Raw genomic sequence first — 22,388 nt, forward strand, 5'->3', positions numbered from 1 at the left:
ATGCCTGACTCTTTATTTACAGTTGTTATGTAATTTCCACTTTTCTTCATGCCCCATGGCTTTAGCAAAATCAGGTACCTTACATCTTTCAACCTCTTTTGCGTCTACTTCCTTATTCATCACCTCGTTAGGGGCTGCTGATAATGTGGGCTCATTCGAGCTGCCAGAGAAATAATTGAAGATAGCCAACACACTGACAGCAAATAAAACCAGTATTAGCAATTGACCCTTGGATATATTGTTTTGTTTTTCTATGCTGATATCACAAGAATTTCCCGGGCATAGCTGGGCTTGGGCTTTATTAAAAAGGTTGTAAATCTTACAGCCGATACAAATGCCAAAAGAGGTTTCAAAAAACATCAGCGCTAAGCAGGAAGCGCAAACAATAATATTGATAGGGCCCACCACACTTTTCAGTACGATCAAATAAAACATTGTGGCGGCCAAGATAAATCCAATTGACCAAGCAAAACGCTTCTGTGGAGCCCCCGTGTATTCAGGTTGCTGACCCTTAACCAACCACTGCGCCAAAATCATGACAGGCGCATATTTGGGGTTAATGAAAATCCTAATCGTAAATTCAATGAGAAAGGCACAAACAAATACCTTGGTAGGGAAAAAGTTTCCCATTAGCCAAGCATTCATAAATGAAATCAGAGCAAATACAAACAAAATACCTGCGGCCGCTCTGACTGTTCGCTCATTCAAAACTGCGACTGGATATTCAGGCTTTATTTCGCCAAATTGAAAAGCTGAAGTTGTCATGTCTGCCTCTTATTCAAATTGATAATGAACTGTATGTCGTTTTAAACGACAACGCAAATATCATTCCATCCTACAAAAGCAATATAAGAACTGTTGCGTAGTTCCCATTGGAGTTTGATGTACCTCTGTTGAGCTATCAATTAGCTTGAATGTCTTACCGAACTGTCCATGAAGATTTTCTGAGTCATAGCGAACCACATCTAAGCCGCTACACTTTTCTGGACCCTCGGGTCCAAAGGTGGACATAATCACATAGCCACCATGCTTTACTGAGCGCATGACTTGCGCTACATATTTTGCTCGATCAGCCTCTTCAGTTAGAAAATGAAAGACTGCTCTATCGTGCCAAACGTCAAAATAGCCTTGAGGTAATGTTGCCTGTGTAATGTCAGCGCAATACCAGTGAACCTTATCAGCCTGCTTGCCAATGCGATCCCTAGCTACATCAATTGCTTTTTGAGAAATATCTAAAACACTGATGTCCTCATAACCCTCAGACAAAAGGTCATCCACTAGTGTAGATTCGCCACCACCAATATCAATAACGGCAGCACTCTTATTGGCACTAGCTTGATCAATTAGATTTAAAGAGGTTTCTAGGTGTGGCGCATACCAACTCACCGCATCTGGTGCCTTGTCGCCATAAACCTTTTCCCAGTGATCTTTTTTGTTCATTTGCTAGTGCTTGGGTTGTTTATTTACAGCCTTCTTATATGCGTCCATTCCGCCCTTGGATTTCCATTCTTCATACCCACCCTGAAGAATGCGCAAATTCTCATAGCCAGCAACACGCAAAGCAAAGCCTGCCTGAGCTGAGAGACTGCCGGTATTACAGTAGATTAAGACGGGCTTGTTTTTAGGAATCTTATCTTTTTGTGCCAAGACTTGGCGCCACTCAATGTTGACTGCTCCAGGAATATGACTCTTATCGAACTGAGCCTTATCTCTAGCATCAATCACCATCATCTTCTTGTATTCTTCTGCGGGTATCTGCTCAGGAAATATCGTGGCGCCGCCATAGTCCACAAACTCAAGATAACCCGCCATCTCATCAACAGCAATAGCCTTATTATCAGCAAATGTGGGGCTTGCTATGAATGATGTGAGCGCAAGCGCAATGAATAGTTTTCTCATTTATTTTCCAGTCTTAATTGTTGATTTGAACTTATCGAATTCAGGTCTCACGCTATCGTTGAATAACTTACCTTGCTTCTTCTGCTTAGTAGTTCCCTCTATCTCCAGAATGTCCGCAATGATTTGGTAGCTCACCATGCCATTGTGAGCACCACCACTTGCCGCTATGTTTTGTCCGTTGTACCAAACTGAAGGAGCTGGCGTCAATGGCGGAACAGCTGTTTGAGGCAGAATCAAAATAGGCAGTCGATAGGCATTAGCTATCTCTGCGGCAATTTGAACATTGGTATTACATCTAGTCCCAGGAGGATCTTGATTAATGAATACCAAGGCTTTTTGCCCGTTAATCTCTAGCGGGACAGGGCTGTTAGCGAGAACGCTTAATGAGAACAAAGAGATAATGACACCCACGAGCTTTTTAAGCATTTACACCCTCGCTTATATTCAATAAAATCATTGAATGATTATGCCTAAACAAAAATCTACTTTCAAGCAAAAACTTTACGAACAGTTCGCCAAACTAGGCAAAGCCCTTGGTTCTGAAGTTCGCCTAGAGCTTATTGAGCTCATTATTCAGTGCCCCACAGCGGTAGAAGACTTAGCAAAGAAGGTCAAACTACCGATTGCCAATGTCTCTCAGCACCTACAAGTACTCAAACAAGTGGGCATTGTGAACACGATCAGACAAGGTAAATCCATTGTTTATGAAATAGCAGACTCTGATGTCATTGATTTGTTCTTAAAGCTACAAGGTGTTGGGCAACGCCACATTGAAGAAGTTGATAGCCTCGTTAATAAGTACCTCACCTCGCGCGATAGCTTAGAAGGCATGCCAGTTAATCAAGTACTTAAATTAGCTAAGCGTGGAGAAATCACGCTTTTAGATGTGCGACCTAGTGAAGAGTATGCTCACTCTCATCTAGAAGGGGCGCTCAATATCACCCTTGAAGAGTTAGAAGAGCGCCTAGGCGACTTCCCGAAATCTAAAACGATTGTTGCTTACTGTAGGGGCACTTATTGCGTACTGTCTTATGAAGCTGTAAAGCGCCTCAGAGAAAAAGGATTTAAGGCAGTACGAGCAGAAGATGGCATACCCAATTGGCTCAATATGAATTTGAAGCTAGCTAAACAAGACGAGTAGTGATTGCTCCCTCTTAATCGCCTTATTCAAACGCCACAGTCTGCTTTTAAGTCGGCAATTATTTTATCTTTGGCTTTACACGTTTGCTTTCTACTTTTATGGGCTCCATCAACAGCAAAGCCGCTAAAAAAAATTAAAGATGATGTCGTTGTTATCAAGCTGAACGAGCCGCAAGAAAAGCAAGAGCCCGTCAACATTCAAAAGAATCAAACGCTCACAACGAAAGCTCCGGCAACACAAGCCGCCCCAAATGCCCCAACAGCAGAAGAGTGGGCTTTTGCCTCAACATACACATTAAAAAATAGTAAAGGCTACAGACACACTTGGGGTAAGCAAGTGCGTAGCATGATGGGAACAGCTGTTGAAGGTGTCGATCAAGGACAAGTGAGATTTAGAATCGAGATTGCTCCAAATGGCAGCATCACTAGAGTTGAAACACTTTGGAAGACATCTGATAAAGCAGAGGTGCTGGCTCGCAAAGCCATTTATTCAATGCCACCGCCACCACCCACGCCAACTGGTAAACCACTCATCTTTGAAAAGACAATTTCATTTTCACCATTTGCTACTGATGACACACCCATTTACAGCGATGATTGCTTACCTGATCCTCCATCATTTAATAATCCCTTTGCTTGGGATGGCAAATCGCCACAAGAGATTAAACAAAATAAGCCTGCCGAAAAGCTCAGTCCTGAAGCATTAGCAGAGTGCCTCAAACAATTACCTCAAGATTCTATTGAAGGTGTGGCCGCCCATAATCAGAGACAACTGGATCAATGGGGGTCAAGCAATCTGAATCAAAGAAAGTAGTTCAATACATACGTCTATGCGTATATATTTGTAATGTCGTTTTAAACGACATCGACTGACGCAGGGATGAATAATTGACATGTCCTTTTAAAGGACAGGTCATACTGGGGATATCTGACTCTAATGGCGTCTAAGCCTACCAAGCCATAAAAGAAAATAGCCCAACAAGTGGGCTATTGAGATTCTTGGTGGCCCGGGGCGGAATCGGCCTGGGCCTAGGATGCTTAATCCTGCTTGCTACTATTACATCTTCACAATTTTCCAAGCACCATTTAAGAAGCCGTCTCCAGTCTTATCTCCTGGCTTGGTATCTTTAACCCAGAAATACAGGGGCATTCCTTTGAATGCTAATTGCTTTTTGCCGTCATCACGAGTGATTACAGAATAATCGCCAGACACTGCTGGACTACCATCAACTAATAGTGGTGGCCAGTTGGTGGCACATGGGCCATTACACATAGACTTACCTGAACCAGCCGCATCTTTGGCAAAGGTATACAGGGTCATATTATTACTACCTACTAACATGCCATCATTTACTTTGGTATATGGCGCCATGGCTCCGCCCGTCATCGACGCACATGCAGCTAATGTAGCAGCAGCGATCAAACTAATTAATACGCCCTTAATACGATTCATGTAGATCCCCTTTAAAAGTTAAGTTAACACTCTACTGGTTATTTATGTTTGAAGTATGACGTGATTAAAACTAAGGGGCTAGGCATGAAAAAACCACCCGAAGGTGGTTTTGGTGTTTCTTGGTGGCCCGGGGCGGAATCGAACCACCGACACAAGGATTTTCAATCCTCTGCTCTACCGACTGAGCTACCAGGCCAAGAGTTGAAATTATAACGGAACTGTTTTTGGGCTTGAGAAATGCGTGCAGCAACGTCTGCTCCCTAGATATAAGCCCGTAAACCCTATTGGCATCGGGTAGGTGCTCCCTGTTGGCGGTTTAAATACTTTGATACAGTGGGCTTTTCTTTTCACTCTTGGCTCAACATGTACTGGTTATCTCTATTACTTGCAGGCGCTTTCGAAATTGGCTGGCCGCTTGGCCTCAAGTTGTCGGGCAACCCGAATATGAAAGTCTGGGGCTTGGCTTTGGCTGGCACCAGCATGGCATTGAGTGGTTTTTTGCTTTGGTATTCATTAAAAGGCATTCCGATTGGTACTGCCTATGCCGTATGGACGTCGATTGGAGCGGTTGGCACCTTTGCTCTTGGCGTTCTCGTTTTTGGTGACCCCAATATTCCGATACGCTGGCTTGGTGCTGCCTTGATCTTGCTTGGCGTCATTTTGCTGAAAGTGGGCTGATGTAGGGCGTTAATCGCCCGACTTTTTATTGCGCTCCATCCCGAGAGCGCCGCCTTTCCTCGCCGCCTGAATTGAATCTACTTACTGCTTAACTGGCGTGGACTCTGAAATTGACTCACCTTTACTTTTAGTAGCATCCACACCAAGCGCTTTGAGTTTGCGGTACAGGTGCGTACGCTCAAGCCCGGTGTATTCGGAGATACGCGTCATACTTCCGCCCATGATTTGCATCTGATGCTCGAAGTAGGCTTTTTCAAAGAGGTCTCGCGCCTCGCGCAAGGGCAGATCAAAATACATCTTGGCAATGCCGCTAATGTATTCGCCTTGTGGCGGCGCCACTGCGGCGGCCACTGGTTTTAATTCAACAGCAGGCCTTGACGATGGCAATACCGCCGCAGCCTCTTCAACCTGCATTTGTTTTGGTGCACTTTCAAGCGCCTTGTTTACTGTCTTTAGCAGCTTTTGCAGTGCGATTGGTTTTTCTAAAAAATTAAGGGCGCCAATACGGGTTGCCTCTACCGCGGTATCAATCGTGGCATGGCCCGACATCATTACTACTGGCATGGTGAGTTGGCCGCTATTGGACCACTCTTTAAGCAGGGTAATGCCATCCGTATCGGGCATCCAAATATCCAAGAGAACTAAATCAGGCCGCATTTGCTCCCGTACAGTTCGGGCTTGTATCGCACTCTCTGCGGCATACACGGTATGACCCTCATCCGTCAGAATCTCATTGAGAAGCTCACGAATACCCATTTCATCGTCGACTACCAAAATACTCGCCATGGCTAAGCCGCCTCTTTCGCTAGATTCATAAACAAAATAGACACCTGTGCGCCCACTACCGCATCCCCTTGCATTCGATTCCGAATCTCAATTTTTGCACCATGATCATCCACAATTTTCTTCACTACTGCCAGGCCTAAACCCGTGCCCTTTGTTTTTGTTGTGACATAAGGTTCAAAAGCCCTTGCTAGTATCTTAGCTGGAAATCCCGTTCCCGAGTCAGCAATACTAAATCGCACCGCTTTTTGCATCACACCATTCGCCTGTTTGTAGGGCACTGCTTCGGTTGTAATGGCAACCGACGCCCCAGTGCGTTGACCCTCTAAGGTCGAGTCTTGCGCATTCTGTAAAAGATTATGAATCACTTGGCGCAGTTGCGTGGGATCGCCCAATATCTCTGGGCAAGCTGGGTCGAGCGATACTTCCATAGGGCTGCCTTCATATAAGACGAGAATTTCCTGAATTAACTGATTAATGGAAACCGTTCTTAACTGTGGGGCCGGCGTCTTTGCGAAATCCCGAAAATCATTCACCATCTGCTTCATTGCCTCCACCTGGCCAATGATGGTGGCGGTACTTCGGTTCATCATTTCTTCCTGCTCAGGGCTCACCTTCCCTGCCAGCTTTTGCTGCAGCCGCTCAGCGGAGAGCTGTATTGGAGTCAGTGGATTTTTAATCTCGTGAGCTAGGCGACGCGCAACCTCACTCCACGCAATCGAGCGCTGCGCCGTAACCACGTCCGTGATGTCATCAAACACAATCATATTGAGGCCTGGGGCAAGCTCGGTTCCGCGCACAAAAATAGTGACGCCAAGCTCTTGGTCAAACTCACTGCTGGCATGCAACTGGATTTGCTTTTGCCATACCCGATTACTTATCTGGTCTGGGGCCTTGGTTGCGGGTAGATCTGCGCTCGCTCCCGGCCCTATCGTCATTTGCATGGCAGCAAACCCCTCTTTTACCGCCGCCTCAAATTCAGCTAAAGCCGGAATTTGGCTCAGCGCTTTACCAGTGAGCTGGGTTAGGTCGTGCCTGAAAATAGTATCGGCGCCAGCATTGCTCGAAACCAACTTAAAAGCATCGTCAAAAATACAGACCCCGGCGGTTAAATTGCTTAACACCGTCTCCAAAAACGCCTTCGATTCCTGCAACGAGGCTCGGGTATCGGCCAGCTGCCGCGTCATGACATTAAATTGACGGGTCAACATGCCCAATTCATCGCCCGTATCGAGCTCTGGCTTAGGAGAAAGATCGCCCTGCGCAACCGCCTGCGTGCCGCGCAGCAGCATGAGCAGCGGGCGTGCCAACTGCCTGCCCAGCAACAGAGCCAAGGTAACCGCTACAAATAAAGCAAAAAAGAGCGTGAGCGTAAGGGTGCCAATGTACATTTGGCGCAGGCCTGTTCGGCCCAGGGATTTTTCTTGGTAATCGCTATAAGCCGCCTGCACAGCGAGCGTGTTTTTTGTAATCTCGTCTGGAACCCGTTTAATCAGCTGCAAGTACCAGAGCTCGCGTTGGTACTGCAGGCTAAGGCCAAAGCCCTGGCCACTAGACTTTTCTTTGACAAGCGGAATGACTGCTTTCAATCGATAGTCTTGGGTGCCCTGCAACTCTTCTATAAAGCCAACACCATTGACTTTATTGGCCTGACTCATGATCTCTGCGCTGGGCGCCACTGCCATGCTCGATGCCACGCTGGATGATGCTGTAGCAACCACGGCTTGCCGCGCATTAAAAACCGTAATTTCTTGAATTCCAAACTGATCGCGCATGCGAGAAAGCAAGAGTGTTAATTCTGCCGGGCTAGCTTGATTTGGAATGCGCTGCACTTGATCAGCAACAATGCGGCCCTCATCCTGTAGCTCTTGCAAGGAAGCGCTTAATGTCGCGCGCCCAAGCTCGAGTCCAGCCTCTAAGGCTGACTCCACCTTCACATCGAACCAGGTATCAATACTGCGCGACACGAACTGCAAGGACACGCCATAGAGAATGAGACCGGGGACTACGCCGACAAGACCAAAAATCATCGCAAGCTTAGCAATTAAGCGCGTACCGAACCGGCCTTTTTTCCAGCGAATGGTAATCACAACGACCAAAGTCACAATAACCAAAAGCAAGCAAACACCAACCACCACATTCGCGGCGTAAAGCCAAATAAAGTAATTATCGAAAAAGGTCGTATTTGAAGTGGCGGTGGATAACAACACCAGCAAGGCAAGGGCAAAAATGCCGGTGATAGCCGTTGCTATTGGCAGTGCCCGGCGCTTCCAAGCAGGCCGATCAAACCGTAGTAAGCTCATCTGAAGATGCTCACTCTTGGCGCTTCAATACAGATTGCGCATCGGGTGTAAACGTAAAGCGAGTCCAATCGCTAGACACGTTCCATGTTTTATTGTTGAGTGCGTTGACTTGGAATGGCTTGGGCAACTTACTCAAATCAAGACTCATGCGCAGAGCCGCAGAGTAGGGTTTGCTGGGATCTACGCTTGGCCCATCAATCACCCGCCAGCCGCCAATGCTCCCCACGACTTGCAATGCCTCTGCAATGGTTTGCGCGTTGAAAGTAAGGCCGCCGGAGGCAATGCGGAACTGCTTCGTTAGGGGCTGATAGGAGAGCCGAGTTTGCCGCAATGCCAAAACGGGCCGCTCGTCAAACCAATACCAGCGTGATCGAGTTAACTCAAATTCGGTTTGGAAGTGCAGCACCACTCCTTTTTGAATGGCGTCCTCGAGCCCGGGGGATAGCTCAATCTGAAAGGCTGCGTTTAAAAACCATTCAGACTCTACGCGCTCAAGCTCAAAAAACTTGACCTTAATACCCTCTGCATTTGCGGCGGGCGCCAGCACAACGCCCATCAGCAGCATTGCCGATAGAAGGAGTTGCTTAAGGCGCTGGGTCATGGCCCAATCTTTTTAAAGAGAGCATAGTAAAAGCCGTCGTGCAAGTGGCCGGGCAGTATTTGTCCGGGCGCATCTAATCGTAACGCATTCTGGCGCCCTGCCATAAACCATTCTGCCTGGTCTTTGCCCTCTTCCGGAAAAATAGAGCAGGTAATGTAGAGCAACAATCCACCTTCCTTCAATACACGCCAACCGGCCTCTAATAGAGAGCGCTGGCGCCCTTGCAACTCGGCAATGTCATCTGCGCGGCGCAAAAAAGGAATGTCGGGATGCCGGCTCACGATCCCGGAGGCCGAGCACGGCGCATCGATCAGTATTTTGTCAAAGGGTCTTTTATCCCACCAGCCCAGGGCTGCAGCATCGGCGGTAATGCATTCAATTGTTTGCCCTGGCGCAGCGCTTAGCTTGAGGCGACCGAACGTCTCACTCACACGCTTTAATCGCTCTCGATCAACGTCAATTGCGACTAGATCAATATCTGCAGACTCTAGCAAGTGGGCTGATTTGCCCCCGGGTGCAGCACACATATCAAGCACGCGCTCGCCTGTCATCGGGCAAAGGAGGGCTGCCGCAAGCTGCGCCCCCGCATCCTGAACCGAAACCAGCCCATCAAAAAATCCCGGGATGCTCGCTACTGGTATTGGCTCTTTGATGACCAAGGCGGCATCTAGTCCAACATTGGCAACCTGCTCTATTGATTCAGCCTCGATTTGCGCAGCCTGCAATATGGTGGCGTAATCGATCAGGGAAATTGCGCGCCGATTGACCCGCAGGGTCAGCGGTGGTCGCTGCGATTGTTGTAAGCAAATGGATTGCCACGCCTTTGGGTAATTTTTTCTTAGATTAGCAATCCACCAAGGCGGAAAGTAGGACTCACCGACGCTGTTATGGTCTGGTCGGTTTATGCCCTGAGCATCCAAGGCAGCGCTCACTTTTCGCAGCACGGCATTCATCAAGCCTTTGGCATAGATCGTTTCATCGTATTGACCGCATGCACTTACAGACTCATTGACGATGGTGTGGGTTGCATAGCCTTTTTTGGCCACATCGGTGCGATCTAGCAAAAGCGTAATTGCTACTGCCAAGACATGCTCTACTGGTTTGCTTGGCGGCTTTGGCACGAACTCTTTTATGAGCGCATGGGAGCGCGTCCAGCGACGAAAGGTGTCAAACGTAATACTTTGAACGATGGGCCGCTCCTGCGGCTCAAGCTCTTCTAAAACCTGAGTCAACGACCTGCCCGATATGACTTCACCAATCGCTTGTGCCGCAATCGTGATCGCTTGCGATAAGGGCAGATTTTGGGGCGGCGCTTTTGATGCCATCACCACTTCCTCATTTTTTTATCCACGGCTTAGGCAGTCGCTTTAGTAAATTGCAATACGCCCGCTGGCTTTTCTGCTTGAATCCATTGCGCCGCGGATATACGTCTACCGCCTGGCTTTTGTATCTCCAATACTTCCAATGCGCCATCCCCGCACCACACTACAAAGCCATCTTTGCTTTTGCCCACAATCGATCCGGGGTGATGGCTTGCTTGTCCTTGGTATTGGTCCGATAACACCTTCGCCAAAGGACGGGCGCGCCAAAACTTGAGGCTTTGGCCATTGAGGGTAGAGCTCGCACCTGGAAAGGGGTTAAATGCCCGAATGAGGCGATCAATGGTGAATACCGTTTGGGAAAAATAAATTTCGGCTTCGGTTTTTTGTATCTTCTCGGCGTAACACATCCCCTCTTCGCCTTGCGAAGTGCGAGGCAGTTTTTCTGATGCATCCAGCATCGCTAGACAGCGCACCATTAGCCTCGCTCCCAAATCGGCAAGGCGATCGTGCAAACTGCTGCTGGTTTCATCGGGCGCAATATCAATTGCTTCGCTCATCACCATATCGCCTGTATCCAGCCCTGCATCCATTTGCATAATGGTGATGCCCGTTCGTGCATCTCCTGCAGCAATTGCCCGCTGAATCGGTGCGGCGCCACGCCAACGTGGCAATAGTGAGCCGTGGATATTAAATGCGCCATGCCGACCAGGCTGCTCCGCTAGGTCCAGTATTGCCTGCGGAATAATCAGTCCGTAGGCAACGACAACCATGGCATCAAACTGCGTTTGGCTGATGGCCTGCAAGGCTGCGATTGCTTCGGCTCTTTTTGCCTCGTCAAGACTATTGGTGTTGAGGGATGCGGGCTGAAGCAAGTGGATGCCTTTGCGCTGCGCAAATTCTTTAACTGGGCTGGCTTGCAAATGCATGCCGCGGCCGGCGCGTCGATCGGGCTGGGTCAATACCAATGCAATCGTGTGGCCCGCCGCCTCAATGGCTTCTAAGGCATGCGCTGCAAAATCGGGGGTGCCAGCAAAAACGACCCTCATCGTGGGCGCCTTCTCAGCGTTGGCCTACTAACTCTTTGGCGCGCTTTTTCATTTTGAGGGAGATGCGATTGCGCTTTAAAAAAGAGAGGTATTCCACGAACACCTTTCCGAGTAAGTGATCCATCTCGTGTTGCAAGCAAACGGAAAGCAGGCCGTCCGCCTTGATTTCAAATGGCTTACCGTTAACGTCAAGCGCCTTTACCTGAATCTGATCAGGCCGCTCTACTTCGTCGTAGAACTCAGGCACCGACAAGCAGCCTTCGCGCCATGCTTTTTTCTCCGCACTTGCCCAGACGAGTTCTGGGTTGATGAAGACCATCAGCTGGTTTTGTTCCTCTGATACGTCAATCACGATGATGCGCTCATGAATATCCACCTGAGTCGCCGCCAAACCAACGCCGGGGGCATCGTACATCGTCTCCGCCATGTCGGCAACAATCTTGCGCACACGATCATCCACGACGGCAACGGGTTTTGCTACCTTGTGCAATCGCGGATCGGGGTAATGGAGAACGGTTAACAAACTCATATGGGAATTATCTTACAGACTAATCAGGCCGGGCTGATTGGCAAACAAAAGCCCGTGTTCAAAAATTGGTTTATGCGAAACCATCCACCCATGCAATTGCTTTACCCCAGCTCACCAGACTATCCCAAGCGCCTGCTTGATTTAAGGGATCCGCCCAGCCCTCTATATATATGCGGTGATGCTGCTTTATTTAAACGGCCGGCCATAGCCGTTGTGGGATCACGCAATGCCAGCCTTCAAGGCCTGTATATTGCATCCGAGCTGTCAAAGGGGCTGGCAGAGGCTGGCTTTTTGGTCGTTTCTGGCCTGGCCCGGGGGATTGATGGGGCAGCACACCGTGCCGCCCTGAAATCCCCCCTTGGCAAAACCAGCGCTATTTGTGGGACTGGGCTCGATCGCGTCTATCCCTACGAACACCTTGCACTCGCACAGGCCGTGGCCCATTCCGGGCTGGTCGTGTCGGAATTCCCTCCTGGAGTTGGCCCGCGGCCCTTTCATTTCCCGAGGCGCAACCGCCTGATTGCCGCCCTTGCCCTAGGCGTAGTGGTTGTGGAGGCAAGCAAACGATCGGGGTCGCTCATCACCGCATGCCTTGCCGCAGAGCTGGGCCGAGAGGTTTTTGCGGTGCCGGGCTCGATCCTTGGGGGCTACTCGGAGGGGTGCCACAGCCTGATTCAAAACGGCGCCAAGCTAGTCCATACCTTGGGGGATATTCTGGCTGAATTGCCCCGAGGCCTTAATTTAGAGGGCGTGCTGCCAAATAAAAACGGTGTAAATCAGCTGTAAATGCAGGGAAAAGTCGGTATTTTGGACAGCTCTTGATTTATCGGTTAATAATAAAAAAGGAAGTGCGCCGCAAATCAGCGCCGCATAGATGGCTTTAATTTGACTAATCTGTACTTAATTTAGGTTCACGCGTGGCTAAAGCAACTACCAAAACCGCATCCAAATCGACTGCAGGCAGCACGCCTAAAACGCTGATCATTGCAGAAAAGCCCTCGGTTGCCAGCGACATTGCCAAGGCCCTAGGCGGTTTTACTAAATTCGACGATTACTTTGAAAACGACCAGTACGTGGTTTCTTCGGCCGTGGGTCACCTTTTGGAAATTGCCGCCCCCGAGGAATATGACGTCAAGCGCGGAAAATGGTCATTTGCTAACTTGCCCGTGGTACCGCCCCATTTTGACCTGCGGCCAATTGTAAAAACCGAATCACGGCTCAAGGTGTTACAAAAGCTCATCAAGCGCAAAGACATCGCCGAACTCGTCAACGCATGTGATGCGGGTCGCGAGGGTGAGCTGATTTTTCGCTTGATTGCACAGCACGCCAAAGCGAGCCAGCCCATCAAGCGCTTATGGCTGCAATCAATGACGCCCAACGCCATCCGCGAGGGCTTTAGCGCACTGCGCTCCGATACGGACATGCAGCCCTTAGCGGATGCTGCCCGCTGCCGCTCCGAGGCCGACTGGTTGGTTGGCATCAATGGAACTCGCGCCATGACGGCGTTTAACAGCAAAAGTGGCGGCTTCTTTCTGACGACGGTGGGGCGCGTACAAACACCAACCCTATCGATTGTGGTTGAGCGCGAAGAGCTCATTCGTAAGTTTATTTCTAAAGATTACTGGGAAGTGAAGGCAGATTTTCTGGCTTCGGCCGGCGTTTATGAAGGGCGCTGGTTTGATCCGAAGTTTAAGAAAGACGCCGCAGAGCCAGATTTACGTGAGAACCGACTGTGGAGTGAGGCTGCAGCCAACAGCATTGTGGCGGCGTGCCGCAACAAAAAGGCTACTGTTCGGGAAGAAGCGAAACCCGCAACGCAGTTAGCGCCCCAGCTATTTGATTTAACTAGCTTGCAGCGCGAGGCGAATGCGCGCTTTGGTTTTTCGGCAAAGAATACCTTGGGGCTTGCCCAGGCTTTATACGAACGCCATAAGGTGCTCACCTACCCAAGAACCGATTCAAGAGCGCTGCCCGAAGACTACTTGGAAACCGTAAAGCAGACCGTTGAAAATCTAGCCGCAAATTCCAATGAATACCGCCCCCATGCCAACGCAATACTGAAGGGCGATGGTAAAGAGAGCGCTGCCAAAACAAAAGGGTATGGCTGGATCAAACCCAATAAGCGGATTTTTGATAACTCCAAAATATCCGATCACTTCGCCATTATTCCAACGCTGGAGTCTCCCAAGACCCTCAGCGAGCCAGAGCAAAAACTCTACGATTTGGTTGTGCGTCGATTCTTGGCGGTGTTTTTCCCTGCCGCAGAATTCCGTGTCACGACCCGCATTACCGAATGTTCGGGGCACCACTTTAAAACCGAAGGGCGCGTTTTGGTTCACCCAGGCTGGTTGGCGGTCTATGGCCGCAGCAATCAAGCAGACGACGAACTGGTTGCCGTACAAGAAAATGAAACGGTACAGAGCGACACCATCGATGCAGTTGCTTTAAAAACAAAACCGCCGGCCCGCTATAGCGAAGCAACACTGCTCTCGGCGATGGAAAGCGCCGGCAAGTGGGTTGATGACGACGATATGCGTGAGGCAATGGCTGAAAAGGGTCTTGGCACTCCCGCAACCCGCGCCGCCATCATCGAAGGACTTCTAGCAGAGAAGTACATAGTGCGTGAGGCGAGGGAGCTCATACCCACTGCCAAAGCATTCCAATTGATGACGCTATTGCGCGGCCTTGATGTGGAAGAGCTCACACGCCCAGACCTTACCGGCAATTGGGAAAACAAGCTCTCGCTGATTGAGCAAGGGAAAATGAAGCGCGATGCATTTATGCAAGAAATTGCGCAGATGACGCAGCGCATCGTGAAGCGCGCCAAAGAATACGACAGCGATACCATTCCGGGTGATTACGCCACCCTCGCCACACCCTGTCCACATTGCAAGGGGTCGGTTAAAGAAAACTACCGGCGCTTTGCGTGTGAAAAATGCGGCTTTACGATTAGCAAAACACCAGGTGGGCGAGCATTTGAATACGATGAAGTCGAAACACTATTACGTGACAAGACCATCGGTCCATTGCAAGGATTTCGCAGCAAAATCGGCCGTCCGTTTGCTGCCATCATTCAGCTGACTGAAATTCCGGAAGACGACAAAGACTATCCCAACGCCGGCTTCAAATTGGAGTTCGATTTCGGTAACACTGAAGATGATGATGCGGAGGCCATCGACTTTACTGGTCGCGCTGCCTTAGGTGTTTGTCCAAAATGTTCTGGCGCAGTCTATGAAGATGGCATGCGCTATGTTTGTGAGCGCAATACAGGACCCAGCAAAACCTGTGATTTCAAAACGGGTAAGGTTGTATTGCAACAAGAAATATCAACAGAGCAAGTCCAGAAGTTACTAACTACCGGCAAAACGGATTTGTTAACCAACTTTAAATCCAATCGAACTGGGCGTGGCTTTAAAGCTTATTTGGCTCTTGGCGAGGGCGGCAAAATTGGCTTTGAATTTGAAGCGAAGGCGCCTAAGGCAGGCGGTACGGCGCCTGCTAAAAAACGGTCAGGTGCGAGTGCCGCAGCCAAGGCAGAGGCAAAGCCCAAGCGCGTCAGCAAAGCAAAGTCGCCCGCCAAAACCTGATCTGCAATTAATTTTGCTGCCAACGCAGACCACAAAATACCGCGCGATCCAAGTGCAGTAGCCACAAAAATACCGGGTCGCTGCGGTAGTGCGCCAATGATGGGCAGTCGATCCCCGGCAACGCAACGAATGCCAACGAATTGTCCATCTGGCATTAGCTCTTCTTGGTCGCCTTCGGGGTAGTTAAGTAGGCCGGCTGCCTGCTCTTGATTAAAACGATCGCTTTCATAACGCGGATGATGGTCACTTTCTTTTTCATCAAAACTAGAGCCCACAATCCAGCGCATATCGCCATTTTCTAATCGACTCGCCGGTATGCAGTAACCGTCGCCACAGATAATTGCGCGAGGTAGGCGAGTAAGCCAGTCGCTCTTGGAGTCAACCTTAAAAAAGCTCAATTGACCACGCACTGGCTTCAGCGGTAATTTGATTTGGATGCCACTCAGTAATTTTTTGGAAGACAGGCCAGCAGCAATAATGACATTGTCTGCGCGTATGGTGATTTTTTTTGCTGTGTCGGCTAGCAACCAGTGATTGCCTTCGCGCGTCAATGTATCTATCTGCACCTTGTTCATCTGCGTTAACTGCGCGCAGGGTTGCAATAACTGTTGTGTTGTTTTTTCTAGGCTTAGCATTCCGGCATTGGGAAACCAAACGCCTGCCCGCGCCACCCCTGCCAACTCACTTGCTTGTTCTGCAGTGACAGGAAGTGCTATTTCGGGCCTTAGGCCAAGTTCATTTAATTGCAAGGCGATGGCATCACGATCAAAATCAATACCATTTTTTATCGGCTGCAATGCGCCGCGGTGCACCCATTGATCGCGCCACCGCGCCACCGCGAGCTCAAATGCAATACGGGTTAGCTGGAGTAATTTTGCAGAACCCCTGGTGATATGGGGATGGGCAATGGCATAGGCATGACTTGAGCATCCTGTCGCGGGAGCGTCTTCAGACTCGACAACGCATACTGCATGGCCGCGAGAAATGATTTCGTGCGCAATGCTTGCGCCTGCGATGCCGGCCCCAATCACCACGATGCCATGGTGCTGGGGGGCGATCATTGGATGAGCAGGAATTAGCTTCCTAAGCGTTGCTCAATTTTGCTACGCGTTGCCAAGAGCTCGGCTGGCAAGCGGTGTTTTAACTGCTCGAATAACTCTGAATGCAATTGCACTTCAGCCTGCCAGTCTGACTTGCTGACGGATATCACGTCATTGAATTGCTCGGCTGAAAAATCAAGGCCATCCCAATGCAGGTCTTTGTACTCAGGGCAAATACCAAAAATGGTTTCTTTGCCTTTTGCTTTACCGTCTACGCGCTCAAGGATCCAAGCCAATACGCGCATGTTTTCCCCAAAACCGGGCCACACAAATTGGCCAGCTTCGTCTTTACGGAACCAGTTGACGCAATAAATCTTAGGTAGCTCTGCGCCCGACGCCATTAGTTTTTTGCCAAGGCTGAGCCAATGCTGAAAATAATCGCTCATGTTGTAACCCGCAAATGCAAGCATCGCAAAGGGGTCGCGGCGCACAACGCCGACTTGGCCGGTGATGGCAGCGGTGGTTTCCGAACCCATTGTGGCGGCCATATAAACACCCTCTTCCCAATCTCGGGCTTCACTCACCAGCGGTACAGTGGTAGAGCGGCGACCACCAAACAAGAAGGCATCAATGGGCACGCCATCCGGATCATTCCAGTTGGGATCAACCGCTGGATTATTGGTTGCTGCCATGGTGAAACGCGAATTGGGGTGGGCCGCTTTTCTGCCGGCCGCTCCGTCCGCCGGAGTCCAGTCTTTTCCTTGCCAGTCAATTAAATGCGCTGGTGGCGTTTCGGTCAAACCTTCCCACCACACATCACCATCATCGGTCAGTGCCACGTTGGTAAAGATAACATCTTGGTTGAGCGAATCAATGCAATTGGGATTTGTTTTGCGATTGGTGCCTGGCGCAACACCAAAGTAACCGGACTCTGGATTAATCGCATGAAAACGGGTCTTGCCGGTAGCGGCATCTTTCCGCGGCTTAATCCAGGCGATGTCGTCACCGATGGTGGTCACTTTCCAGCCCTCAAATCCTTTCGGTGGAATCATCATGGAGAAGTTGGTTTTGCCACAGGCCGAGGGGAATGCGGCGGCGATGTGGTATTTCCTTCCTTCTGGCGAGGTAACGCCGAGAATGAGCATGTGCTCTGCAAACCAGCCCTGATCTCGTCCCATGGTCGAAGCAATGCGCAAGGCAAAGCATTTTTTACCTAGCAAGGCATTGCCGCCATAACCCGAACCGAAGGACCAAATTTCGCGAGTCTCAGGGTAATGAACAATGTATTTAGTTGGGTTATTGGGCCAGACAACATCTTTTTCGCCAGCCTCTAATGGCTTACCTACGGTATGAATGCAAGGCACAAACTCCCCGTTGCTGCCGAGCTGATCAATAACGGCACGGCCCATACGGGTCATGATGCGCATATTGATCGCCACATAGGGGCTGTCCGATAGCTCTACGCCAATGTGTGCAATCGGTGAACCAATGGGGCCCATAGAAAAAGGAACCACGTACATGGTTCTGCCGCGCATGCAGCCCGCAAACAAGGGCTTCAGTGTTGCGCGCATTTCGTCGGGGGCTACCCAGTTATTGGTAGGGCCGGCGTCATCTTTGTTATGTGAACAAATAAAGGTGCGGTCTTCTACGCGGGCGACGTCTTGAGGATCCGATATTGCTAGAAATGAATTTTTACGCTTCGCAGGATTTAAGCGTTTGAAAGAACCAGCAACCACCATGAGATCGCAGAGTCGATCGTATTCGGCCTGCGAACCATCGCACCAATGAATATTGTCCGGCTTGGTTAGCGCAGCAACTTCGGCAACCCACTCTATGAGTTTTTGGTTCTTCACATACTCTGGTGCAGCAACTGAAATGGCATCGTGCGTTAATGGTTGGTTCATGTAAAGCCCTCGCATTTTTAATATTTTGGATGAGATGATTTTAGCATTTTCCTGCAGGGGCTTTTCATTGCCTGAGAAGCTACAAGCCCTTGTTTTTACTAGCGGAAGAAGAGATCCCCGGAAAAAATAATGGACAATACCGCTGTTATTTTCCGATGCAAAATTGGCTAAATATTTTTCCGAGCAAATCGTCTGGCATTAGGCGGCCGGTAATTTGGCCAAGCTGTTCTTGTGCCAAACGGAGCTCTTCCGCAAACAGCTCCAATGCACGATTTCCTTGAAGCGCATAAAGGCTGGCCTTGTGTAATGCTGCCTCAGCATGCCTCAAACAATCGATGTGGCGTTGGCGGGAAATGAGTACATCCTCTTGCCCAGCCTGCCAACCAACGCGGGTCAAAATGGCATTCTTTAACTCAGGAATACCGGCGCCCGTTTTGGCAGAGATAAAAAGCGTCTCTGGTTCTGTGGCGCCGTTAACTGCGCCCAGTAAGTCGGCCTTATTAACCAATCGCAAAGACGTACAGCCTACAGGCAGTGCTGCCACTACCTCGGCATAAAGCGTCTCGTCGGCCATTTGCGCATCCGGAGCCTCTATGTAAATAAGCAAATCAGCTGTACGTATCGACGCCCAAGTACGCTCAATTCCAATTGCCTCAACCTCATCACTCGTCTGCCGCAGACCAGCCGTATCAATAATGTGTATTGGAACGCCATCGAGAGTGATGCTTTGCTTTACCCTGTCCCGCGTTGTTCCGGCTACGGCAGTCACAATCGCAACCTCTTCGCCCGCCAAGCAATTTAATAAAGAGCTTTTACCCACATTGGGGGCGCCCACCAAGACCAGCTGTACGCCATCACGCAATATCTGTCCCTGCTTGGCAGCACCAAGCAAGCGCTGAAGCTGTTCCTGAATTTCGGTTAGCTGTTGGCGCGCTTGGGCGTTTTCTAAAAATTCAATTTCCTCTTCGGGGAAGTCGAGGGTCGACTCGACCAAAATACGCAATTGCGTTAGAGCCTGAACCAAACGATGAATGTCATCGGAGAACGCGCCCTGCAGCGAGCGCGCCGCGCCCATGACGGCAGCGTGCGATTGCGCATCAATTAGATCGGCAATGGCTTCTGCTTGGGCTAAGTCAATTTTTTCATTTAAAAAAGCGCGCAGTGAGAACTCGCCCGGCTCGGCTATTGCTAAACCAGCCTGTTGGCCTAATTGCAGGCAGCGCTGCACAACCAAATCGAGGAGTTGTGGTCCGCCGTGGCACTGCAGCTCCAAAACGTCCTCGCCCGTAAACGAGTGGGGCGCCGAAAAATAAATTGCAAGACACGAATCAATAATGCGGCCGTCGTGGTTGCGTAAATCAACCAGGGTAGCTTTGCGGGGCTGCAGTCGTGTATTGGTAATGGCGAAGGCAAGCTCTTGCAAACCTTCGCCACTGATTCGAATAATGCCTACGCCAGCTTTGCCAGGCGCGGTAGCAATAGCAACAATGGGGATTTTTCTGGATGCAGGCCCCATTGCTAACATAGTGATACTGAATGCAGTATTACATTGCTCGTTTAATAATCATCTTGTTGATCTGCCACTGCTGCGCAATCGACAATATGTTGTTCACTACCCAGTACAACACCAATCCGGCGGGGAAGAAAAAGAACATGATGGAAAAAATGATGGGCATGTAGAGCATCACTTTTGCCTGAATTGGGTCTGGTGGAGTTGGGTTCAGTTTGGTTTGAACCCACATCGATACCGCCATGATTACCGGCAAAATGTAATAAGGATCTGGCACGGCCAAATCATGAATCCAGAGAATCCAAGGTGCATTGCGGATTTCCACTGAGGACAACAATACCCAATACAAAGAAATAAATACAGGTATCTGAATCAGCATGGGCAAGCAGCCACCCAGCGGATTGATCTTTTCCTTCTTGTAAAGGGCCATCATTTCTTGATTCATTTTTTGCGGATTGCCTTTATTGGCCTCGCGCATTGCCATTACTTTTGGCTGCACTTCTTTCATGCGCGCCATTGACTTGTAACTTGCGGCAGACAGGGGATAGAACAAGAGCTTAATTAGGAAGGTCAATATGACGATGGACCAGCCCCAGTTGTTTACGTATTCATAAATACGCTCTAAGGTCCAAAAAATGGGCTTTGCCAGGATGGTTAAATACCCGTAGTCTTTGAGCAGCTCTAGTCCAGGTGCAATTGCTTCCAGGGTGCTTTCTTGTTGTGGGCCAATAAACAAGCGTGCTGTCTCGACGGTTGTTTTGCCAGGAGCAATATCGTCGATCGGGGTTTGTATGCCAACACGATAAACGTTGGTGTCGATTTTTCCAGCATAGATGTCGCGATTTAATTTATCGCTGGGAATCCATGCGCTCGCATAGTAATGCTGCACCATCGCCACCCATGCAGGGTCACCAGCAGGAACTTGCTTTGGTATGGCGATTTTGTTTTTCTCAATATCGGTAAATTCGAGCTTATTAAACTTTTCTTTATTGGTGTAAACCGCTGGGCCTGTAAATGTGCTGTAGAACTGACTCTCTTCCAGCTTGCTGCCGTCGCGCACTAATTCGGTATATAAAACCAACGGGCCTACTGCCGCATTATTTTTAGTGACACGGTGCATCACATCAATGACGTAGCTCCCGGTATTCAAGATGAAGGTTTTTTCAAGGGTGACGCCATTGCGCTCACTCGCAACAACCAGAAAAGGTCGGCCGGACCCATCTTTACCGCTCGCCTGCAATTTGAATTCACTCGTATGGTTCGGTAGTTCTGCGTTGCCTGCAGCAATCAAACCAGAACGTGCAAAATACTGATGGCCAGGCGTTACCTGCATTAGTTTGATGGGTTTCTTGTCGGCCTCTAACTCTTTTAATAAGGTTGCGCCCACGACGTTAGCGCCGTCTGCGCTGACCTCAACTACGAGAACATCGTTTTGTAAAGTGAAGCGCTCTTTGCTTGCCAGCTGTGCCATGCTCGCTGGAATTGCTTTGGGCGCAAGCACTGGTGCAGTGTTTGTGTTGGTGGCCGTCGATACGGGGACGTCACTTTTCTTTTCATCTCCACTCACTGGCGCAACTTCTTGCTTGCTCATGCTTTGTGGTCCGAACAGCGGGGTTTTGCCTTCGTACGCTAACCAGTTGTTGTAAAGGAGCAGTCCTGCAATTGAGAAAACAGCCCAGAGGATGGTTCTTTTCGTATCCATGTATTTATTCTTTTATCTTGCGTGGGTTAATTGCTGGGTCATAGCCACCATGACTCCAAGGGTTGCATCGCAATAGCCGCCAGACGATTAGTCCGGCACTTTTGGCGCTGCCGTGGGCTTTAAAACAATCGCATGCGTATTGAGAACAGCTCGGCTCGAACTTGCATTGAGAGCCAAAAAATGGGCTCAATGCGATTTGGTAAATTCGGATCACTGCTATTGCTGCGCGGTTAATGATCTGCACTTAAATTAGCTCCGCTAATTGCGCTTTAAGTGCGCCAAATTCCATGGAGCGTAAGCGACCCCGTGTTGCTTGACCAATCGGCTTTTTAAGTCGAATGACAATATCGTGAGCCTCTAATATTGCACTGTGCGGTTGGCGTGTGCTTTCGCGTATGAATCGCTTAAGCTTGTTTCGATCTACCGCCCTTTTAGCCAACTTCTTGGCAACAGCAATGCCTAGGGCGCCATCCATGCCTTGACTGCGAGACCCTAAATACAAACCCCAGTGTTTTGATGTTTTGGGATTTGTTTTAAGTAATTCGGATATGCGTGCGCTATTCAAGCGAGTGCGCTTACACTGCCAGGCGTTTACGGCCCTTGGCACGACGTGCGTTTAAAACGGTACGGCCGCCACGCGTTTTCATGCGCACACGGAATCCATGGGTGCGTTTACGGCGGGTTACGGATGGTTGATATGTTCTTTTCATGATTGACCTCGGGAAAGCCAAGTATTTTCCTTTGTGGCGCCCAAAAGGTCAACCTAAGTTGTGCTCTTATTGGGTTTTTCCCTTATTTTATTTGGTGTTTATTTCATTATTGATTGATTTTTAAGGTTTTTTATTGTTTGGTCACAAGTTATCCACAGGTTTTCCACCCACTTAAGGCTTG

Annotated in this window: 22 protein-coding genes, 1 tRNA gene and 1 pseudogene; 5 read left to right on the top strand and 19 right to left on the bottom strand. The window is 49.4% G+C overall.

Annotated elements, in window-relative coordinates:
• Positions 1-12: 12 nt before the first annotated feature.
• From AOC34_RS10080 to AOC34_RS10095, 4 genes are read right to left on the bottom strand one after another with little or no spacing between them, the layout of a single operon-like run.
• Complete coding sequence (locus AOC34_RS10080; protein ID WP_108469928.1) at positions 13-765, bottom strand: DUF4395 domain-containing protein; 753 nt, start codon at positions 763-765, stop codon at positions 13-15.
• Between the two features lie 60 nt (positions 766-825).
• Entirely contained in the window at positions 826-1,440 is a 615-nt protein-coding gene (locus AOC34_RS10085; RefSeq protein WP_108469929.1) for a class I SAM-dependent methyltransferase, read from the bottom strand.
• Between the two features lie 3 nt (positions 1,441-1,443).
• Positions 1,444-1,899 carry a rhodanese-like domain-containing protein gene (locus AOC34_RS10090; RefSeq protein ID WP_108469930.1) on the bottom strand — a complete coding sequence of 152 codons (456 nt, stop codon included), beginning with the start codon at positions 1,897-1,899 and terminating at the stop codon, positions 1,444-1,446.
• Complete coding sequence (locus AOC34_RS10095; protein WP_108469931.1) at positions 1,900-2,325, bottom strand: hypothetical protein; 426 nt, start codon at positions 2,323-2,325, stop codon at positions 1,900-1,902. It abuts the gene before it with no gap.
• A gap of 40 nt (positions 2,326-2,365) precedes the next feature.
• Between AOC34_RS10095 and AOC34_RS10100 the strand changes: the two genes are divergently transcribed.
• Both AOC34_RS10100 and AOC34_RS10105 read left to right on the top strand, forming a co-directional pair.
• Entirely contained in the window at positions 2,366-3,040 is a 675-nt protein-coding gene (locus tag AOC34_RS10100; protein ID WP_159074855.1) for an ArsR/SmtB family transcription factor, read from the top strand.
• Between the two features lie 3 nt (positions 3,041-3,043).
• Complete coding sequence (locus AOC34_RS10105) at positions 3,044-3,853, top strand: energy transducer TonB (protein WP_199908297.1); 810 nt, start codon at positions 3,044-3,046, stop codon at positions 3,851-3,853.
• A gap of 243 nt (positions 3,854-4,096) precedes the next feature.
• Here AOC34_RS10105 and AOC34_RS10110 read toward each other — a convergent pair whose 3' ends face one another.
• Together AOC34_RS10110 and AOC34_RS10115 are read right to left on the bottom strand one after the other, a co-directional pair.
• On the bottom strand, positions 4,097-4,492 hold the full coding sequence (locus AOC34_RS10110) for a COG4315 family predicted lipoprotein (protein ID WP_015422222.1): 396 nt from the start codon (positions 4,490-4,492) through the stop codon (positions 4,097-4,099).
• A 120-nt stretch (positions 4,493-4,612) separates the two neighbouring features.
• Positions 4,613-4,688 (bottom strand) — tRNA-Phe (locus tag AOC34_RS10115).
• 167 nt (positions 4,689-4,855) lie between these two features.
• On the opposite strand from AOC34_RS10115, the gene AOC34_RS10120 reads away from it, so the two are divergent.
• Positions 4,856-5,170: a DMT family transporter gene (locus tag AOC34_RS10120; protein ID WP_108469933.1), complete on the top strand. Its 315-nt coding sequence runs from the start codon at positions 4,856-4,858 to the stop codon at positions 5,168-5,170.
• Between the two features lie 81 nt (positions 5,171-5,251).
• Here AOC34_RS10120 and AOC34_RS10125 read toward each other — a convergent pair whose 3' ends face one another.
• The 6 genes from AOC34_RS10125 to def are packed head-to-tail and all read right to left on the bottom strand — an operon-like array spanning position 5,252 to position 11,754.
• Positions 5,252-5,956: a response regulator gene (locus AOC34_RS10125; RefSeq protein ID WP_108469934.1), complete on the bottom strand. Its 705-nt coding sequence runs from the start codon at positions 5,954-5,956 to the stop codon at positions 5,252-5,254.
• 2 nt (positions 5,957-5,958) lie between these two features.
• Positions 5,959-8,256 (bottom strand): sensor histidine kinase, encoded by a 2,298-nt coding sequence (locus AOC34_RS10130; protein ID WP_108469935.1) that lies wholly within the window; start codon positions 8,254-8,256, stop codon positions 5,959-5,961.
• A gap of 10 nt (positions 8,257-8,266) precedes the next feature.
• The gene (locus tag AOC34_RS10135) at positions 8,267-8,857 is read right to left on the bottom strand and encodes a DUF4390 domain-containing protein (RefSeq protein ID WP_108469936.1); all 591 of its coding nucleotides are present in this window, start codon (positions 8,855-8,857) and stop codon (positions 8,267-8,269) included.
• Positions 8,854-10,182: a 16S rRNA (cytosine(967)-C(5))-methyltransferase RsmB gene (gene rsmB / locus AOC34_RS10140; RefSeq protein WP_108469937.1), complete on the bottom strand. Its 1,329-nt coding sequence runs from the start codon at positions 10,180-10,182 to the stop codon at positions 8,854-8,856. The genes AOC34_RS10135 and rsmB overlap by 4 nt, the downstream gene beginning before the upstream one ends.
• Positions 10,183-10,211: 29 nt before the next feature.
• Complete coding sequence (fmt, locus tag AOC34_RS10145) at positions 10,212-11,225, bottom strand: methionyl-tRNA formyltransferase (RefSeq protein WP_108469938.1); 1,014 nt, start codon at positions 11,223-11,225, stop codon at positions 10,212-10,214.
• Between the two features lie 13 nt (positions 11,226-11,238).
• Positions 11,239-11,754 carry a peptide deformylase gene (gene def / locus AOC34_RS10150; RefSeq protein ID WP_108469939.1) on the bottom strand — a complete coding sequence of 172 codons (516 nt, stop codon included), beginning with the start codon at positions 11,752-11,754 and terminating at the stop codon, positions 11,239-11,241.
• Positions 11,755-11,826: 72 nt separating this feature from the next.
• Here def and dprA point away from each other — a divergent pair, with 72 nt between their 5' ends.
• Positions 11,827-12,540, top strand: coding sequence for a DNA-processing protein DprA (gene dprA, locus AOC34_RS10155; protein ID WP_108470174.1), 714 nt, complete (start codon positions 11,827-11,829; stop codon positions 12,538-12,540).
• A 131-nt stretch (positions 12,541-12,671) separates the two neighbouring features.
• Positions 12,672-15,341 (top strand): DNA topoisomerase III, encoded by a 2,670-nt coding sequence (locus AOC34_RS10160; RefSeq protein WP_108469940.1) that lies wholly within the window; start codon positions 12,672-12,674, stop codon positions 15,339-15,341.
• 59 nt (positions 15,342-15,400) lie between these two features.
• Here the strand turns inward: AOC34_RS10160 and mnmC are convergent.
• The 7 genes and pseudogenes from mnmC to rpmH form a co-directional block, all read right to left on the bottom strand.
• Positions 15,401-16,402 (bottom strand): annotated as a pseudogene (gene mnmC, locus AOC34_RS10365) (FAD-dependent 5-carboxymethylaminomethyl-2-thiouridine(34) oxidoreductase MnmC); the annotation flags it as partial.
• Between the two features lie 14 nt (positions 16,403-16,416).
• On the bottom strand, positions 16,417-18,285 hold the full coding sequence (locus AOC34_RS10170) for a phosphoenolpyruvate carboxykinase (GTP) (protein ID WP_108469942.1): 1,869 nt from the start codon (positions 18,283-18,285) through the stop codon (positions 16,417-16,419).
• 145 nt (positions 18,286-18,430) lie between these two features.
• A complete protein-coding gene (gene mnmE / locus AOC34_RS10175) occupies positions 18,431-19,810 on the bottom strand; it encodes a tRNA uridine-5-carboxymethylaminomethyl(34) synthesis GTPase MnmE (protein WP_199908299.1) in 1,380 nt (459 codons plus the stop codon).
• 19 nt (positions 19,811-19,829) lie between these two features.
• A complete protein-coding gene (gene yidC, locus AOC34_RS10180; RefSeq protein ID WP_108469943.1) occupies positions 19,830-21,497 on the bottom strand; it encodes a membrane protein insertase YidC in 1,668 nt (555 codons plus the stop codon).
• Between the two features lie 4 nt (positions 21,498-21,501).
• Entirely contained in the window at positions 21,502-21,741 is a 240-nt protein-coding gene (gene yidD, locus AOC34_RS10185) for a membrane protein insertion efficiency factor YidD (protein ID WP_199908300.1), read from the bottom strand.
• Positions 21,742-22,062 (bottom strand): ribonuclease P protein component, encoded by a 321-nt coding sequence (rnpA, locus tag AOC34_RS10190; protein ID WP_108469944.1) that lies wholly within the window; start codon positions 22,060-22,062, stop codon positions 21,742-21,744.
• A gap of 10 nt (positions 22,063-22,072) precedes the next feature.
• Entirely contained in the window at positions 22,073-22,207 is a 135-nt protein-coding gene (gene rpmH / locus AOC34_RS10195; protein ID WP_108469945.1) for a 50S ribosomal protein L34, read from the bottom strand.
• Positions 22,208-22,388: the final 181 nt, after the last annotated feature.

It is taken from the genome of Polynucleobacter difficilis (genome assembly GCF_003065365.1).
GTDB lineage: Bacteria > Pseudomonadota > Gammaproteobacteria > Burkholderiales > Burkholderiaceae > Polynucleobacter > Polynucleobacter difficilis.